Raw genomic sequence first — 17,358 nt, forward strand, 5'->3', positions numbered from 1 at the left:
GGTGGTCCTGTGCCGGTGGCCCGGCGAGAGTCACGAGCGGAGCGCGGGCAGGGTCCCGCGGTGGTCTCCGCCCGGGTCAGAAGGTCGTGCCGAAGTGGGCGATGAACTCGTTGAGCTCGTCCTCGTCCAGGTCGATCAGCGGACCGTCCTGCTCGTCCGGCTCGTCGGCGACCGCCACGGCTTCGGGCGCCATGCCCGCCAGCGCCGCCACGGTCTTGTGGGTGAAGACGTCCCGCGGGGAGATGTCCAGCCCGGCCTTGCGCGCCGCGGTGACCAGCCGGATCGACATGATCGAATCGCCGCCCAGCCGGAAGAAGCTGTCGTCGATGCCGACCGCGTCGAGCTCGAGGACCTCCGCGAACAGCCGGCACAGCAGCGCTTCCCGCTCGTCGCGGGGGGCCCGGCTGCCTTCCGACGGACCGAAACCGGGCGCGGGCAACGCTTCCCGGTCCAGCTTCCCGTGCGGCGTGGTCGGCAACGCGTCGAGCTCGACGACGGCCGCCGGCACCAGGTACTCGGGCAGCCGGGCGGCGGCCCGGTCGCGCAGGGCCGCCGGGTCGAGCTCACCGGGTCGCTCCGCGAGGACGTAGGCGACCAGCTGCTTGACGCCGGGCACGTCCTCGCGCACGACGACCGTGGCGTGCCGGACGCCCGGAGCGGCGGCCAGCACCGCTTCGATCTCGCCCGGTTCGACGCGGAAGCCGCGGATCTTCACCTGGTCGTCGGCCCGGCGCACGTAGTCGAGCCGGCCGTCCGGTCGCCACCGGGCGATGTCGCCGGTGCGGTACATGCGGGAACCCGGGCCGCCGAAGGGATCGGCGACATACCGGCCGGCCGTGAGCGCCGGGCGGTGCAGGTACCCGCGGGCCAAGCCGCTCCCGGCGATGTAGACCTCGCCGGGCACACCCGCGGGCAGGGGTCGCAGGTTGTGGTCGAGCACGTGGACGCGGGCGCCGGTCACCGGCCGGCCGATCGACGGCGGTTCCTCGCCGGTGAGCGGTTCGCTGATCGTCGCGACGATCGTCGTCTCGGTGGGGCCGTAGATGTTCAGCATGCGGCGGCCCGCGGACCAGCGGCCGGCCAGGTCCGCGGGGCAGATCTCCCCGCCGACGACAACCGTGACGTCATCGGGCAGGCTGCCGTCCGGCATCGCGGCCAGTGAGGACGGCGGCACCGTCAGGCAGTGCACCCCGGTCCGCGCCACCCAGTCCGCCAGCGGCTGACCCGGCAGCATCTCCTCGAAGGAACCGACGACCACGCAGGACCCGCTCAGCAGCGCGGTGTTCAGCTCACCCATCGCGCCGTCGAAGCTGGGCGAGGCGAACCACAGCACCCGCCGGCCGGGCCCGAGGTCCAGGTTCCGCCGCTGGGTGGCCACAAAGCTCGCCAGGCCGGCGTGCGTGACGAGCACTCCCTTGGGCCGGCCGGTCGAACCGGACGTGTAGATCACGTACGCGCCGCAAGCGGGCAGCAGCGGGCGGGGCCGCTCCTCGTCGGTCACCTCGGCGGCGGAGACGCCGGCCGGGACGACGAGCTCGTCGAGGGACAGGATCCGGTCCGGCGGGGTCCCGGCCACGGCGTCCGCGGACACTCCGCCGGTCAGGACGAGGTCCGGGTCGGCGTCGGCGAGCATGAACGCGATCCGCTCGGCCGGGTAACCGGCGTCGACCGGCATGTGCGTGGCGCCGGTCTTCCAGACCGCCAGGATGGTCACCACCAGCCGCGCGCTGCGGGGCAGCATGACCGCGACGATCCGGTCGGGGCCGGCGCCGTGGTCGAGGAGCACCCTGGCCAGCCGGCTGGACTCGGCGTCCAGCTCCGCGTAGGTCAGCGTCTCGGAGCCGGTGAGCACGGCGGGCGCGTCCGGGTGCGCGGCCACCCGGGCCGCGAACAGCGCGGGGATGGTCGCGGCGGGCTCTGCGGGGGCGCCGGTGGCCCAGTCGCCCAGCACGGCCTCGCGTTCCGGCTCGCTCAGCAGCTCCAGCCGTCCGACCGGCGTTTCCGGCGCCTCGACGACCGCCGTCAGCACCCGCAGCACGCGCGTCAGCAGGCCCGCTGCCGCCTCCGGGGTGTAGAGGTCGGTGCGGTGGAGCAGCTTGAGGTCGAGCTCCTCACCCGGCCGCACGAGCAGCCGAAGCGGGTAGTGCGCGGTTCCGGCGACCGTCGGCTCACGCAGGGAGATGCCCAGCCCGGGCACCTGTTCCTGCACCGGCGAGTGGTCGGTCTGGGCGTTTTCGAAGCCGACGATGGTGTCGAACAGCTCGCCCAGCCCGGACAGCCGCTGCAGCTCCGGCAGCCCGACGTGGTGGTGGGCGATGAGCTCGGCCTGTTCGGCCTGCATCCGGGCCAGCGCCGCGGTGAGCGGCTCGTCCGGGTCGAGCACGGCCCGGACGGGCACCGTGTTCATGACCAGCCCGACCACTTCGCCCGCGGCGGGCAGGTCCGGCGCCCGCCCGGAGACGGAGGCGCCGAAAACGACGTCCCGGCGGCCGGTCAGCTGCTCGAGCGTCATGGCCCAGGCGCCGTGCAGCAGGGTGTTCACGGTCAGGCCCGCGGTGCGGGCCGCCTCGGTGAGCCGGGCGGTGGCCGCCGCGGACAGCCGCTCCGTCACCACAGCTTCCGCCGCGGACGTGGACAGATCGGCTTGCGGGGCTACCAGAGTCGGCTCGTCGACGCCGGCGAGCGCCTCGGCCCAGGCACGTCCGGCGGCCTCGGTGTCCTTTGTGGACAGCCAGGCGAGGTGGTCGCGGAACGGGCTGACCGCCGGCATCGACGTGCCGTCACCGCCGCGGGCGTACAGCGCGAAGAGGTCGCGGAAGACCAGCGGCAGGGACCAGCCGTCCAGCAGGATGTGGTGGTCGGTGAGCACCAGCAGGTGCCGGTCGGCGGCCAGCCGGACCAGCAGCACCCGCATCAGCGGCGCGCTCGCGACGTCGAACGGGCGGTCGTGCTCCTCGGCCAGCAGCTCCTCGACGCGCGTCTCCTGCGCCGCCGCGGCCAGCCCGGCGAGATTCTGCTCGCGCCACGGCATCGTCACCGACGGCAGCACGACCTGCACCGACCGGCCGGAGCCCAGGCGCGTGAAGCAGGCGCGCAGGTTCGCGTGCCGCGCCAGCAGCGCGTCGAAGGCGGACCGGAGCACGGCGGGCGCCAGCTCGCCGGTCAGCTCCAGCACCTGCTGGGTGAGGTACGGGTCGATCCGGTCGGGCGCCAGCACCGCGTGGAAGCTCATGCCCTGCTGCAACGGTGTCAGCGGCCACACCTCGGCCGCGTCCGGGTACCGCGTGTCGATCTCGGCCTGTTCGTCCTCGGTGAGGGTGAGCAGCGGTCCGGACGGCGGCGCTTCGGTGGCGGCCGGGCCGGTGGTGACCGGCCGGGCGGCGAGCGCGGCGACCGTCTGGTGCACAAAAACGTCCCGGGGGCTGACGTCCAGCCCGGCCCGCCGGCTCCGCGCGGCCACCTGCATCGACAGGATCGAGTCGCCGCCGAGGGTGAAGAAGTTGTCGTGGACGCCCACCGTGTCGACGTGCAGGACCTCGGCGAACACCTCGCACAACAGCCGTTCCCGGTCGTCGCGCGGGAGCACCCCACCCTCTTCGCCGCGGAAGCTCGGCGCGGGCAGCGCGGCCTTGTCGACCTTGCCGTTCACCGTGACCGGCAACGCGGTCAGCTCGACCACCGCGGCCGGGACCAGGTACGCCGGGAGAACGGCCGCGACCGCGGTGCGCAACGCCGTCGAGTCCACCTTCGCGCCGGGCTTCCCGGTCACGTAGGCCACCAGCTGCAGGACGCCCGGCCGGTCTTCGCGGGCGACGACCACACTGCGGTCGACTGCCTCGGCCGCGTCCAGCACGGCCTCGATCTCGGCCGGCTCGACCCGGAACCCGCGGATCTTGATCTGGTCGTCGGCCCGGCCGGTGAACGCGACGACGCCGTCGGCCTGCCACCGCCCGCGGTCGCCGGTGCGGTACATCCGGGACCCGTCCGCGGCGAACGGGTCGGCGACGAACCGCTCCGCCGACAGCGGGGAGCGGCCGAGATAACCGCGGGCGAGACCCGCGCCCGCGAGGTACAGCTCGCCGTCGACCCCGGGCGGGACCGGCCGCAGGCTGTCGTCGAGGACGACCACGCGCAGGTGGTCCGCCGGCCGGCCGATCACCTGGCGGTCGTGCTCGGCGACGCGGCTGTACATCGCGTCGATCGTGCATTCCGCCGGGCCGTACAGGTTGTAGACGGAGACGCCGGACGCGGCGCGCAGGCGGGTCCACAGGGCGTCGTCGATCGCTTCCCCGCCGAGGGCGAGCGTGCCGACGCCGGTGTCGAAGAGGCCGGCGGAGATCAGCTGCCGGGCGAAGCTGGGGGTGGTGTCCAGGACGTCGACCGAGTGGCGGCGCACGTAGTCCAGCAGGGCCTCGGGGTCGGTCCGGACGGTGTCCTCGACCAGGTGCAGCTCGTGCCCGGCGACCATCCACAGCAGCTGGCTCCACGACGCGTCGAACACCAGGGAGTTGGTGAGCGCCGCGCGCAGCTGCCGGCCGCCCGCGGCCGCCGTCTCCGGGGCGAAGAAGTGGTCGTGGTGGCTGTGGAACATGTTGACCAGGGCGCGGTGCTCGACCGCGACACCCTTGGGCCGTCCGGTCGACCCGGAGGTGTAGATGACGTACGCGAGGTTGTCCGGGCGCAGGCCGGTGCCGGTGAGGGGCGCGTCCGGCTCGCCGTCGTGCGGGTGTTCGTCCAGCAGCAGCCGGGGGATGTCCGCGCCGGGCAGGCCGGCGGCGATCTCGCCGGTGGTGACGACCAGCGCGGGGGACAGCTCGGTGAACACGGCGGCGATCCGGCCGGCGGGCTGCTCGGTGCTCACCGGCACGTACACCGCGCCGGCCTTGAGGATCGCGAGCAGCGTGGTGACCGCGCCGGCCGACCGCGGCAGCGCCATGGCGACGTACCGCTCGGGCCCGGCGCCGAGCGCGGTCAGCCGCCGGGCGAGCCGGTTCGCTTCGCGGTCCAGCTCGGCGAAGGTCAGCCGCTCGGCGCCGCAGGTGACCGCGGGGGCGTCCGGAGTGCGCGCGGCCTGCGCCTCGAAGAGGTCGACCAGCGTGCCGGAAGGGGCGGGGCCGGCCGGCGGGTTCCACTCTTCGAGCACCCGCCGGTGCTCGTCCTCGGTGAGCAGCGGCACCGCGCCGGCCGCGGTGTCCGGCCGTTCGACGATGTGGCGCACCAGCAGGGCGAGCCGGTCCACCAGTGTTTGCGCGGCCGCTTCGGAGTACTGGTCCGCGCGGTAGTTCAGCTCGAAAGTTGTCGGTGTGCCGGGGAAAACAGCCAGGCTGAGCGGGTAGTGGGTGCCCTCCGGCACGTCCTCGACGATGCCCTGGGCGAGCGCGACGCCGAGGCCCGGGATGCCGCCGGCCGACGGCGGGAGCGGGTAGTTCTCGAACGCGATCGTGGTGTCGAACAGCTCGGCGTGCCCGCTCACCCGGTGGATGTCCGCGAGCCCGAGCTGGTGGTACTCCCCGAGCATCGCCTGCTCGTCCTGGATCCGGTCCAGGAGCGCGGACACCCGCTCGGCGGGGTCGACGCGCACCCGGACCGGGACTGTGGTGATCAGCAGCCCGACCATGCGCTCGATGCCGGGCACCACGGGCGGCCGGTCCGCCACCGTGCACCCGAAAACGACGTCCCGGCGGCCGGTCAGCATGCCCAGCAGGAGCGCCCACGCGCCCTGCACCACCGTGTTCACGGTCAGGTTGCGTGAGCGGGCCGTCTCGGTGAGCGCGGCCGACAGCTCGCCGGACAGCTCCAGCCGGACCCGCTGCTGCCGGTGTTCGCCGGCGGCTTGGCCGCGGCCGAGCAGGGTCGGCTGCTCCAGGCCCGCCATCGCCGCCGTCCAGGCCGCTTCGGCCTTGCCGCGGTCCTGCGCGGCCAGCCAGCCGAGGTAGTCCCCGACCGGCGCGGCCGCTTCGAGGCCGGAGCTGTCACCGCCGGCGCGCAAGATGCGGAAGAGATCGCCGACGACCACGGGCATCGACCAGCCGTCGAGCAGGATGTGGTGGTTGGTCAGCACCAGCACGTGCCGCCGCTGCGCCAGCTTGACCAGCGTGAACCGCAGCAGCGGCGGGTTCGTCATCGTGAACCGGCGCTCGCGGTCCTCGGTCAGCAGCCGGACCAGCCGGGGGTGCTGCTCGGCTTCGCCGAACCCGCTGAGGTCGAAGGCGGCCCACGGAACCTGCACCTTCGCCGCGATCGCCTGGAACGGCTCACCCGACCGGCGCTGCAGGAACCCGGCCCGCAGCGCGGGGTGCCGGGCGACGACGAGCTCGCACGAGCGTCGCAGCAGGTCCGCGTCCAGGTCGCCGGTGAGCTCGATCGGCACCTGCACGTTGTAGAAGTCGGTGCCTTCGCCGTCGTAGAGCGCGTGGAAGAGCATGCCCTCCTGCAGCGGCGTCAGCGGCAGCACCGCTTCGAACGAGGTCGGCTTCATTTCTGGGTCTCCCATTGCGCTTCGAGTTCGGCGAGCTCATCGGCGTCCAGCGTGAGCAGGGGGGCGGCCGGCGGGACGTAGGCCGCGGTGTCCGGGCCGGCGGCGCCGGCGACCGCCGCCAGCGCCGCGACCGTGCGGTGGCGGAAGACGTCGCGCGGGGTGAGCGCCAGCCCGGCGACCCGGGCCCGCCCGGCCAGCCGGGTCGAGGCGATGGAGTCCCCGCCGAGGTCGAAGAAGTTGTCGTCGATGGCCACCCGCGTCCGGCCGAGCACCTCGCCGAACAGCTTGCACAGCAGGCGTTCGCGGTCGTCCCGCGGTTCGCGGCGCTCGCTGGCCGTGGTGACCCCGGGGGCCGGCAGCGCCGCCCGGTCGAGCTTCCCGTTGGGGGTCAACGGAAGCACCGGCAGCACCACGACGGCGGCCGGGACCATGTACTCGGGGAGGACGGCCGCCGCCCGGTCCCGCACGCTCCGGACGTCGATCTCGGCGCCGGGCCGCGGCACCACGTAGGACACGATGTGGTGCCGGCCGGGGCTGTCTTCACGGACGATCGTCGCGACCTGCCGGACCGCTTCGGCGGCCGAAACCGCCGCGTCGATCTCCCCGAGCTCGATCCGGTGCCCGCGGATCTTCACCTGGTGGTCGGCCCGGCCGAGGTAGGCGAGCGCGCCGTCCGGACGGCGGACGCCGAGGTCGCCGGTGCGGTACATCCGGGTCCCCGGCGCGCCGAACGGGTCGGCGACGAACCGTTCCGCGGTGAGCGCCGACCGGCGGGTGTACCCGTGCGCGACGCCGGTGCCCGCGATGTACAGCTCCCCGGGCACGCCGGTCGGGGCCGGCCGCAGGGCGCCGTCCAGCACGAACACCCGCAGGTTGTCCGCCGGGTGCCCGACCGGCACGGCGGCGGTGCCCGCACCCGGCTCGGCCTGCCACGACGTCGTGTAGATCGAGACTTCCGTGGGCCCGTAGAGGTTGTGGAGCGCGGCATCGCTGACGCGGGCGAACCGTTCGGCCAGCCCCGCGGTCATGATCTCGCCGCCGCAGAAGACCTGCCGCAGCTGCGTGCACTCCGCCGCTCCCGGCGCAAGCAGGAACAACTCCAATGTGGACGGTACGAACTGGGCCGTCCCCACGCCTTCCGCGCGGATGAGGTCCGGCAGGTACCCGGGCGCCTGGTCGGCCTCCGGCCGCGCGATGACCATCGTCGCGCCGGCGTGCAGGGTCCAGAAGATCTCCCACACCGAGGGGTCGAAGCTCATCGACGTCCGCTGCAGCACCCGCTCACCTGGTGCCAGCGGGAACCGCCGTTGTTTCCAGCGCAGGTAGTTCACGATCCCGCGGTGCGCGACGACGATGCCCTTCGGCCGCCCCGTCGACCCGGACGTGAAGATCACGTACGCCGGGTGGACGTCGTCGACCGCACGGTCGGGTGTCTGCTCGTCGTGGTCGGTCAGCTCGGCGAAAGTGGTGCTGTCGATGGTGAGCGCCGGCCGGGCGTCGGCCGTCATCGACCGGACGCGCTCCGCCGGGTACTCGGGGTCGAGCGGCAGGTACGCGGCCCCGGACCGGAGCACCCCGAGCAGCGCGACGATCAGCTCGACCGACCGCGGCAGCGCCACCGCCACGACGTCGCCGGTCCCGATGCCCCGGCGGACCAGACCCGCGGCCAGCCCGGCCGCGCGGTGGTCGAGCTCGAGGTAGCTGACGCGCTCGGTCCCGCAGACCACGGCCTCGGCGTCCGGAGTGCGCCGGACCTGGGCGGTGAACAGCTCGTGCAGCGTGCCCGGCTCGGCGTCGTGGTGCGTGGAGTTCCAGCGGTGCACCAGGTCCCGGCGTTCTTCGGCGCCGAGCAGGTCGACCTGGCCCAGCGGGATCTCCGGCCGGTCCGCGAAGGCTTCGAGGAACCGGGTCAGGCGGGCCAGCAGCGTTTCGGCCTGCCCGGCGTCGAACAGGTCACCGCGGTAGGTCAGTTCCAGGCGCAGCCGCTCGCCCGGGTAGACGATCAGGCTGAGCGGGTAGTGGGTGACGCCGGTGCGGTCGGCTTCGGTCATCGCGATCCGCAGGCCCGGCACGGTCCGGCGGATGGCGTCGCGGTCGACGGGGGCGTTCTCGAACACCATCGTGGTGTCGAACAGCTCGCCGAGCCCGAGGTCACGCTGGATGTCGATCAGGCTTTGCTGGTGGTGCGGGGTCAGCGCGGCCTGCTCGGCCTGCACCTGGGTGAGCACGTCGGTGAGGCGGTGGCCGTCGGCCAGCTTCACCCGCACCGGGACGGTGTTCATCACGAGCCCGACGAGGTCGCCAACCCCGGCCAGGTGCGGCGGTCGGGCCGACACCGACGTGCCGAACACGACGTCACGGCGTCCGGTGAGCAGGCCGAGCACTGTCGCCCAAGCCCCCTGGAACACCGTGTTCAGCGTGAGGTTCCGGGCGCGGGCCTCGCGGGACAACGCCGTCGAAAGCTCTTCGGACAGCGTGTGCACGGCCAGCGCGGGCATCGCGGTGGACGGCGGTGCGCCGGCAGCCACCAGAGCGGGCTGCTCGAACCCGGCCAGCGAGTGCTTCCAGGCGTCGGCCGACTGCTCCTGGTCCTGTCCGGCGAGCCAGCGCAGGTAGGCCGCGAAGGACACCGCCGTCGGCAGGCTTTCGCCGCTGCCGCCCGCGGCGTAACAGGCGAACAGGTCGCGCAGCATGATCGACATCGACCAGCCGTCGAAGAGGATGTGGTGGCTGGTGAAGACCAGCAGGCGCCGGTCTTCGGCCAGGGTCACCAGTGTGAAACGCAGGAGCGGGGGCGCGGCCATGTCGAACCGCGTCGCTTTGTCGACGGCCAGCAGCTCGGCGAGCCGCGCTTCCCACGCCGTGCCCCGCAGGTCGTGCTCGGCCCACGGGACCGTCACGGTGTCGGCGACGATCTGCCGGGCCTCCCCGAGCTCGTCGTGGTCGAAACCGGCGCGCAGGGCGTCGTGCCGGGCCACCAGCGCGGTGACGGCGGCGCGCAGCACCGGCGCCGAAACGTCGCCGGTCAGCTCGAAGACCTTCTGCCCGATGTAGGGGTCGGCGCCGTCGCCCGCCGCGAACACCGTGTGGAACAACATGCCTTGCTGCAACGGCGAAAGCGGCAGCACCGGCGACTCCGCCGGAGCGGACTCACCCAGCAGTGAGTGGTCTTCGGAGGGCGCGTCGGAGTCCCGGACGGCGGTGGCCATCGTCGCCACCGTCCGGTAGGTGAAGACCTCCTGCGGCGTCAGGGCCACCCCCGCCCGGACTGCGCGCCCGGCGAACCGGACGGCGGTGATGGAGTCGCCACCCAGGTCGAAGAAGTTGTCGTCGATGGTGACGTCGACCGCGCCGAGGACGTCGTGAAGCAGTTCGCACAGCACGGTTTCGACGCGGTCGCGGGGCGCGCGGCCGTCCGTCGCGCCCCGGAACCCGGTGGCGGGCAACGCGTCCCGGTCGATCTTGTTGTTCGTGGTCAGCGGAAAGCTTTCCAGCGCGACGACCGCCGTGGGCACCATGTGCTCCGGCAGCGCCGCGGCGACCCAGGCGCGCAGGGCCGCGGGATCGACCACGCCGCCGTCCGTCGGCACCGCGTAGGCGACAAGGCGGTGGACGCCGGGCGGCTCCTCGCGGGCCACGACGGCCGCCCGGGCCACCGACGGGTGCGCGTCCAGCCGGGTCTCGATCTCCCCGAGCTCGATGCGGAAACCGCGGACCTTCACCTGGCGGTCGGTCCGGCCGATGAAGTGCAGCTGACCGTCACTCCGCCAGAAGCCGGTGTCACCGGTGCGGTACATCCGGGTGCCCGCGGCGCCGAACGGGTCGGGCACGAACCGCTGGGCGGTGAGCCCGGTCCGGCGGTGGTAACCGTAGGAGACACCGGGACCGGCCAGGTACAGCTCGCCGGAAACCCCGGGCGGCACCGGCCGGAGCGCGTCGTCGAGCACGTACACCCGGGCGTTGAGGATCGGCGCGCCGATCGACGGCACGCCCGGGCCGGACAGCGCGGGGCTCATCGTCGTGAAGACGGTGCTTTCCGTGGCGCCGTAGACGTTGTGCAGCTGCTGCGTGTCACCCCAGCGTTGCACCAGCTCACCGGGCAGGGCCTCGGCGCCGACCGCGATGATCAGGTTTTCGGGCAGCGAGCCGGGGGCGAACGTCGCGAGCACGGACGGCACGGTGCCGACACACGTGACGCCGTGCGCGGTGACGAACTCCGCCAGCTGCGCGCCCGGCAGCAGGTGGGCCGGCGCGATGACCGCGCAGCCGCCGCTCGTCAGCCAGGTGCACAGCTCCCACAGCGACGGGTCGAAGCTGGGGGAGCTGATCATCAGGACCCGCTCACCCGGCCGCGGCCGCAGGACGTCGACCTGCGTGGCCGCGAAGTCCGCGAGGCCGGCGTGCGGCACCAGCACACCCTTGGGGCGGCCGGTCGACCCCGAGGTGTAGATCATGTACGCGATGTCGGCCGGGGCCGGCGCGATGTCCAGGTTGTGCTCGTCGGACGCGGCCAGCTCGGCCGCCACCGCCGGGTCGTCGAGGTACAGCCACGGCGCGTCGCCCTGCTCGGTGAGGCTGGTCGCGCGGTGGGTGACGACGAGCGCCGGTCCGGCGTCGGCGAAGACCCCGGCGATGCGCTCGGCCGGGTAGGTCGGGTCCACCGGGAGGTAGGCCGCGCCGGTCTTCAGCACCGCGAGCTGCGTCACCAGGGTGTCCAGGCCGCGGGACATGACCACGGCGGCAAACCGGCCGCGGCGCACCCCGCGCGCCAGCAGGAGCCGCGCCAGCCGGTTGACGCGGGCGTTGAGCGTCGCGTAGTCGAGCGTCAGGTCGTCGGCCACCACGGCGTCGGCGGCCGGCGTGCGGGCCACCTGCGCCTCGAACAGGGCCGGGAGAGTGGTCCGCGGGACCGGGCGGGCGGTGTTGTTCCAGGCGCCCAGGACCCGCGCGCGCTCGGCGTCGGTCACCAGCGGGAGCCGGGACGGCGGGGTCTGCGCGTCCGCGCGGGTGAAGCCGCGCAGGAACGCCAGCAGCCGGTCGCGGTGGGCGTCCACCTCGTCCTGGGTGTAGCGCCCGGCGTCGGCCGAGATCTCGACGACCTGGCCGGCGCCGCCGCCGGCGGGGTGCACGGTGATGTTGAGGTCGCCGACCGGGCCGCTGTTGAGGACGTCGACCGTGCAAGGGACACCGCCGAGGGCCGTCCGGTCGCCGGTCTGCACGATGTTGACCACCACGTCGAACAGCCGCTCCGCGGCGCCGCGCAGCTCCAGGTCCCGGCGCACGTTCTCGTGCCGGTAGCGCTGGTGGGTGAGCAGGTCGCCGAGCTCGCGGGTGACGTGCCCGATCAGCTCGGCGGCGGTCAGCTCCGGCCGGAGCGCGAGCCGCAGCGGCAGCTCGTTGACCAGCATCGCCGGGGTGGTGCGCGCGGCGTCCGTGCGGCGTGCGGCGACCGGGACGCCGACGACGATGTCACGCCGGCCGGTCAGGCCGTTGAGGTACGCGGCGACGGCGGCCATCATCACCGCGGTCCACGGGGCGCGCGCCTGCCGGCCGAGCCGCGCCAGCGCCGCGCTTTCGGTCGGCGGCAGGACGGCTTCGGCGCGCAGGACGCCGGTGCCGCCGTGGGAAGCGCGGGTCGCGAGGGTGACCGGTTCCGGGCGGTCGGCCAGGCGCGCGAGCCAGTACTCGCGGTCGATCCCGAACTGCTCGGACGCCTCGTACGCGGCTTCTTCGACGGCCATCACGCCGACGGCGCCCAGCGGCGCGTCCGGGATCGGGGCGCCCGCCACCAGGGCCGCGTAGACGTCGCTGATGCGGTCGGTGAGGATGTTCAGCCCGTGCGCGTCGATCAGCGCGTGGTGGTAACAGCTGTACCAGAAGTGGTGCGCCGCCCCGAGTTTCAGCAGCACGTCCACCGCGAGCACGTCCCGGCGCAGGTCGACGGGGACCCGCAGCTGCTCGTCGATCCATTGGTGCGCGGCCTTTTCCGGCTCGGCGTGGTCGGCGAAGTCGATGACCCGGAAGCTCGCGTTCGGCCGCCCGAGGTATTCCTGGTACGGCCCGGAACCGTCGTCGTCGAAGCGGACGTCGAAGGTCTGGCACTCGTCCTGGGCCACCCGGATGGCGTGCTCGAGCAGGTCCGGCCGCAGCTCGCCCCGGATGTCGAAGCGGCGCACGAAGTTGAAGGCGGCGGAGCCGGGGGCGAACTTCTGCCCGAGCCACACACCCCGGGCGGCGGCGGTCAGCGGCACCGGGGCGCCGACGGTCGTGATCCGGCCGCGCGGACTCGTCCGGTGCCGTTCACCTTCCTGCTGCACGGGGTGCTCCTCTCAGGCGGCGGACGCCCGATGCTTTCGCGCGCGGGGCGCGGGGACCAGGAAACGAACCGGCAATCGAGTTACCGGCTCACTGCCTGGAAAACCGCCGGTGCCCGCGCGCATGATGCGGCTGCGGATGACCACGACGGCGAAAGGACGCGGCCGATGAGCGGCATCCCGGACAGGGGACTACTCGACTGGCTCGGCGACACGGCCACCGAACGCGGCCTGCACTTCGCGGCCCCGAACGATTCGTGGACCCACCACCCCTACCCCGAGCTGGCCGCGCTCACCCTGCGCACGGCGGAAGCGCTGCGGGCGGCGGGGGTCGAGCGGGGTGACGTCGTGGTGATCGTCCAGCGGTCGAGCCCGGCCTTCGTCGCCGGGTTCTTCGGGGCCATCGCGGCGGGGGCCACGCCGTGTTCCATCCCGCCGCCGTTCGCGTTCCAGCGCGCGGGGGAGTACGCGAAGCACGTCCGGCACCTCTTCGACACCGCGCGGCCGGCACTCGTCGTGTGTGACGAGGAATGGCTCACGCCGGTGGAAGCCGCCATCGACGGCCTCGGCCTGCCCGCGCCGGTCGCGTTCGACACGCTCGTCGACGGCGTCGAGCCCGCGCTGCGGCCCTACCCGGCAGCCGAGTTCGCGTTGCTGCAGTTCACTTCCGGCTCCAGCGGGTCCTCCCGCGGGGTGCTGGTGACGAACTCCGCGTTGCGCGCCAACGTCTCCGCGATGCGCGAGTGGCTGCAGTGGAAGCCGGAGTACCCGGGCATCGCCTGGCTCCCGGTGCACCACGACATGGGCCTGATCGGCTGCCTGATCAACATCGTGACCACGGGGTGCGACGGCTGGATGATGCAGCCGGAGGACTTCATCCGCTCGCCGTTGCGGTACCTGCGGTGCATCAGCGACAACCAGGTCGGGCTGGCCGCGATGCCGAACTTCGGTCTCGCCTACATCCTGCGCCGGGTCCGCCCGGCCGACCTCGCCGGGCTGTCCTTCGGCTCGATCCGGTCGGTGATCCTCGGCGCCGAGCGGATCGACCCGCAGGTGCTGGAGTCGTTCGACGAGCTGCTGCGGCCGCACGGGTTCGACCGTGAGTCCCTGAAGCCCGCGTACGGCGGCGCGGAGGCGACGCTCGCCGTCACCGGCCTGCCGATCGGTGAGGGCTGGAGCGCGGCGGCGCCGGACGGCGCTTCGGACAGCCGGATCGTCGGCTGCGGGCGCCCGCTCGCCGGGACCACCGTGAGCGTCGTCGACGACGAGGGCGCCGTGGTCCCGGACCGGACCGTCGGGGAGATCCTGGTGACCGGCACGTCGGTGGCGACCCGGTACGTCGGTGACCCGGGTTCGGCCTCGGGCACCGCGCTCGACGGCGGGGTGCTGCGCACCGGCGACGCGGGATTCCTGCACGACGGCCAGCTGTTCGTGGTCGGCCGGCTCGGTGACGGCCTCAAGGTGCGCGGCCGGATGGTGTTCGCGGAGACGCTGGAGTCGCAGCTGCACGCCCTGGGCATTCCCGAGCGGCGCGTCGCGGTGCTGCTGGGCCACCGGGACGGCCGCGCGACCGGCGTCGCCGTGCTCGAGAAGCCCGCGCCGGACTGGGAAGTCGCGGCCCACCAGGTGCTCAGCGAGGCGCTGGGTGACGCGAGCCTGCTCGTCGCCCAGCTGCCGCGGGGCGGCCTGGCGGTGACGTCGAGCGGCAAGCCGCGGCGCCGGGTGATGTGGTCGGCGCTGTGCGACGGCCGGATCAACGGTGAGGTCCGGGAGCTGCTGCCGGCTTGAGAGCGGGCAAAAAGGGGCCGTGCGGGGCGAAAAGCCCGCACGGCCCCTTTTTCAGTGGCTCACGGTGCGGAAGGCGAGCACGACGTTCTGCCCGCCGAAACCCGCGCAGTTGCTCAACGCCGAGAGCGACCCGGCCGCCAGCGGGCGGGGGTCGTCGCGGACGACGTCGAGGGTGATGGCGTCGTCCAGGTCCTGGATGTTGATGGTCGGCGGCGCCGTGCGGTGGTGCAGCGCGAGCACCGTCGTCGCCGCGGACAGCGCGCCGGACGCCCCGATCAGGTGCCCGGCGGACGCCTTGATCGCGGAGACGGCGTGGCCGCGGGTGCCGAGCACCGAGGTGATGGCCGCCGACTCGGCGAGGTCGCCCAGCGGGGTGGACGTCGCGTGGGCGTTGACGTGCCGGACCTCCGCGGCCCGCATCCGCGCGTCGTCGAGCGCGCGGCCGATGGCCTGGGCCATCCCGCGGCCGTCGGGGTGCGGGCGGGTGATGTGGTGGGCGTCCACGCTGACGCCGGCCCCGGCCAGCTCCGCGTACACACGCGCGCCGCGGCGCCGGGCGTGGCGGCCGGACTCGAGCACCAGCAGCGCGGCGCCTTCGCCGAGCACGAACCCGTCCCGCTTCTTGTCGTAGGGCCGGGAGGCGTTCGACGGCGTTTCGTTGGTGCGCGACAACGCTTTCATCGTCGCGAACGCGGTGAGCGTGGTCGGGTTCACGATCGCCTCGGTGCCGCCGGCGACCACGACGTCCGCGCGGCCCAGCCGGATCATGTCCAGCCCCGCGGCGATGGCGTCCGCGCCCGCGGCGCACGCCGTCGACGGCGCGTGCGCGGCCGCAGTCGCGTTGAGCTCCAACGCGGCCAGCGCGGCCGCCGAGTTGTTCATCAGCATGGGCACCGCGAACGGCGACACGCGCCGGCTGTCGTCGTCGCGCACCAGGTCGTGCGTGGCCAGCAGCGTGCCGAGGCCGCCGATGCCACTCCCGATGGCGACCCCGACCCGCGCGGGCTCCGGCTGGCCCGGCTCACCCGCCGCGGCGGTGAAACCGGCGTCACGCCAGGCTTCGCGCACCGCCACGAGCGCGAACTGCGACGCCCGGTCGGTCCGCCGGGCCGGCACGCGGTCGAGCAGCGGCGCCGGTTCGGCCGCGGCGCGCGCGGCGATCCGCACCGGCAGCGCCGCGGCCCACGGCTCGGCCAGCCCGGCCGCGGCCGACGTGCCGGCCAGCAGCTCGCGCCAGGTGGACCGCATGTCCCCGCCCAGCGGCGTGGTCGCCGCCAGGCCGGTGACCACAACGTCTTCGCACTGCGAACGCACGCCGGTTCTCCGATCCGTGGGCCTAGGACATTCCCCGGAAGGCGTCCGGCTTGGCCAGTGACTCGCTGAGGAAGAGGTCACGCAGCTTCGGGGTCAGGATCCCCAGCTGCCGCAGGATGTGGATCACCTGCTGGAACAGCAGCTGCCGGTAGCCGAACATCATCGGGTCGTTGCGGGCGAAGGTGATCCCGCGCTCGACGTCGAGCTCCATGCGCTCCCAGACCTCGCGGAGCAGGAACCGCCGGGACATCAGGTGGATCGACTCGAGCAGGAACGCCTCGCGCTCGTCCCGTTCGGCCGTGGTGATGCTGTCGTACATGCCGGTCAGCGCGACCACGCCGAACCCGATGTGCCGGGCTTCGTCGCGGGCGATCATCTTGGTGATGGCGGTGATGATCGGGTCGCCGAACCCGGTGCTCGCCAGCCGGGTCGCGGCCAGCGCCAGCCCTTCGACGATCACCTGCATGCCGAGGTAGACGATGTCCCAGTGGGACTCCTTGAGCAGGTCGCGCAGGAGGGTCTTGAGCCCGGCGTTGATCGGGTACGACGTCTCGAGCTTTTCGTCGATGTACTTGGCGTAGGCCTCGACGTGCCGGGCTTCGTCCGCGACCTGGGAGGCGGCGTAGATCTTCGCCTCCATGTCCGGCACGGTCTCCACCAGCCGCGCCGTGGTGACCAGCGCGCCCTGCTCACCGTGCAGGAACTGGCTCACCATCCAAGCCTGGTACTCCCAGCGGAACTGGTTGAGCAGCTCCGCGGGCACGGGGCTGTCATTGCCGACGACGAACGACGCGACCCCGCGGCTCTGCCACTCCTCCAGCGGCGCGCCGAACTTCACGTCGTGGTCCCAGTCGATGTCCGTCGCGGCGTTCCACTGGCTGACCTTGTTCTTCTCGTAGAGCGCCCAGATGCGGTTGTTGCGCTCCCCGTAGTTCCAGTTCAGGTTGGCCCGGAAGGACGCGTCGACTTCCATCAGGCTGGCGGTGGTCTGTTCGAGGGTGAACAGTGTGGAGTCCTGTTCCTCCTGGGACTCGGTGATCATCGTGGGTGATGGTCCCTTCGGGCTGGGGTGCGGCGGTTTCAGGACGAGGGGTCGGTGCCGACCTTGACCACGGCGTTGACCTCGTTGACGAACACGACCTGGGGCGCCAGCGAGGCGGCTTCGGCGTAGTCGACGGTGGCGTAGGCGATGATGATGACGATGTCGCCGGGGTGCACCAGGCGCGCGGCGGCGCCGTTGATGCACACGACACCGGAGTCGCGCTCGCCTTCGATGACGTAGGTCTCCAGGCGCGCGCCGTTGTTGACGTCGACGACGTGCACGAGCTCGCCCGGCAGGAGGTCGGCATGCTCCATCAGGGCCGGGTCGAGGGTGAGCGAGCCGACGTAGTTCAGGTCCGCCTGGGTGACGGTGGCTCGGTGGATCTTGGACTTGAGCATGGTGCGCTGCATGGCTGGCGCCCT

General features: G+C 73.2%; 5 protein-coding genes and 1 pseudogene. 1 reads left to right on the forward strand and 5 read right to left on the reverse strand.

Going from position 1 to position 17,358, the window contains the following annotated elements; genetic code table 11:
• Positions 1–76: 76 nt before the first annotated feature.
• Positions 77–6,478, reverse strand: coding sequence for an amino acid adenylation domain-containing protein (locus tag ACZ61C_RS03995; protein ID WP_465302543.1), 6,402 nt, complete (start codon positions 6,476–6,478; stop codon positions 77–79).
• On the reverse strand, positions 6,475–12,795 hold the full coding sequence (locus ACZ61C_RS04000) for an amino acid adenylation domain-containing protein (protein WP_465302545.1): 6,321 nt from the start codon (positions 12,793–12,795) through the stop codon (positions 6,475–6,477). The genes ACZ61C_RS03995 and ACZ61C_RS04000 overlap by 4 nt, the downstream gene beginning before the upstream one ends.
• Positions 12,796–12,960: 165 nt before the next feature.
• On the opposite strand from ACZ61C_RS04000, the gene ACZ61C_RS04005 reads away from it, so the two are divergent.
• Complete coding sequence (locus tag ACZ61C_RS04005) at positions 12,961–14,580, forward strand: AMP-binding protein (RefSeq protein ID WP_465302546.1); 1,620 nt, start codon at positions 12,961–12,963, stop codon at positions 14,578–14,580.
• 51 nt (positions 14,581–14,631) lie between these two features.
• Here the strand turns inward: ACZ61C_RS04005 and ACZ61C_RS04010 are convergent, their stop codons facing one another.
• The 3 genes and pseudogenes from ACZ61C_RS04010 to panD all read right to left on the reverse strand — a co-directional run.
• The gene (locus tag ACZ61C_RS04010; protein WP_465302547.1) at positions 14,632–15,894 is read right to left on the reverse strand and encodes a beta-ketoacyl-[acyl-carrier-protein] synthase family protein; all 1,263 of its coding nucleotides are present in this window, start codon (positions 15,892–15,894) and stop codon (positions 14,632–14,634) included.
• Between the two features lie 22 nt (positions 15,895–15,916).
• Positions 15,917–16,936 (reverse strand): ferritin-like domain-containing protein, encoded by a 1,020-nt coding sequence (locus tag ACZ61C_RS04015; RefSeq protein WP_465302548.1) that lies wholly within the window; start codon positions 16,934–16,936, stop codon positions 15,917–15,919.
• 41 nt (positions 16,937–16,977) lie between these two features.
• Positions 16,978–17,346: pseudogene (gene panD, locus ACZ61C_RS04020) on the reverse strand (aspartate 1-decarboxylase); the annotation flags it as partial.
• Positions 17,347–17,358: the final 12 nt, after the last annotated feature.

The sequence above is a fragment of the Amycolatopsis sp. NPDC104587 genome, assembly GCF_055583645.1.

Bases quoted from the DNA above. Each gene is read 5' to 3' on its own strand.
- ACZ61C_RS03995 (WP_465302543.1), bottom strand. From the start codon at position 6,478: ATGAAGCCGACCTCGTTCGAAGCGGTGCTGCCGCTGACGCCGCTGCAG.
- ACZ61C_RS04005 (WP_465302546.1), top strand. From the start codon at position 12,961: ATGAGCGGCATCCCGGACAGGGGACTACTCGACTGGCTCGGCGACACG.
- ACZ61C_RS04015 (WP_465302548.1), bottom strand. From the start codon at position 16,936: ATGATCACCGAGTCCCAGGAGGAACAGGACTCCACACTGTTCACCCTC.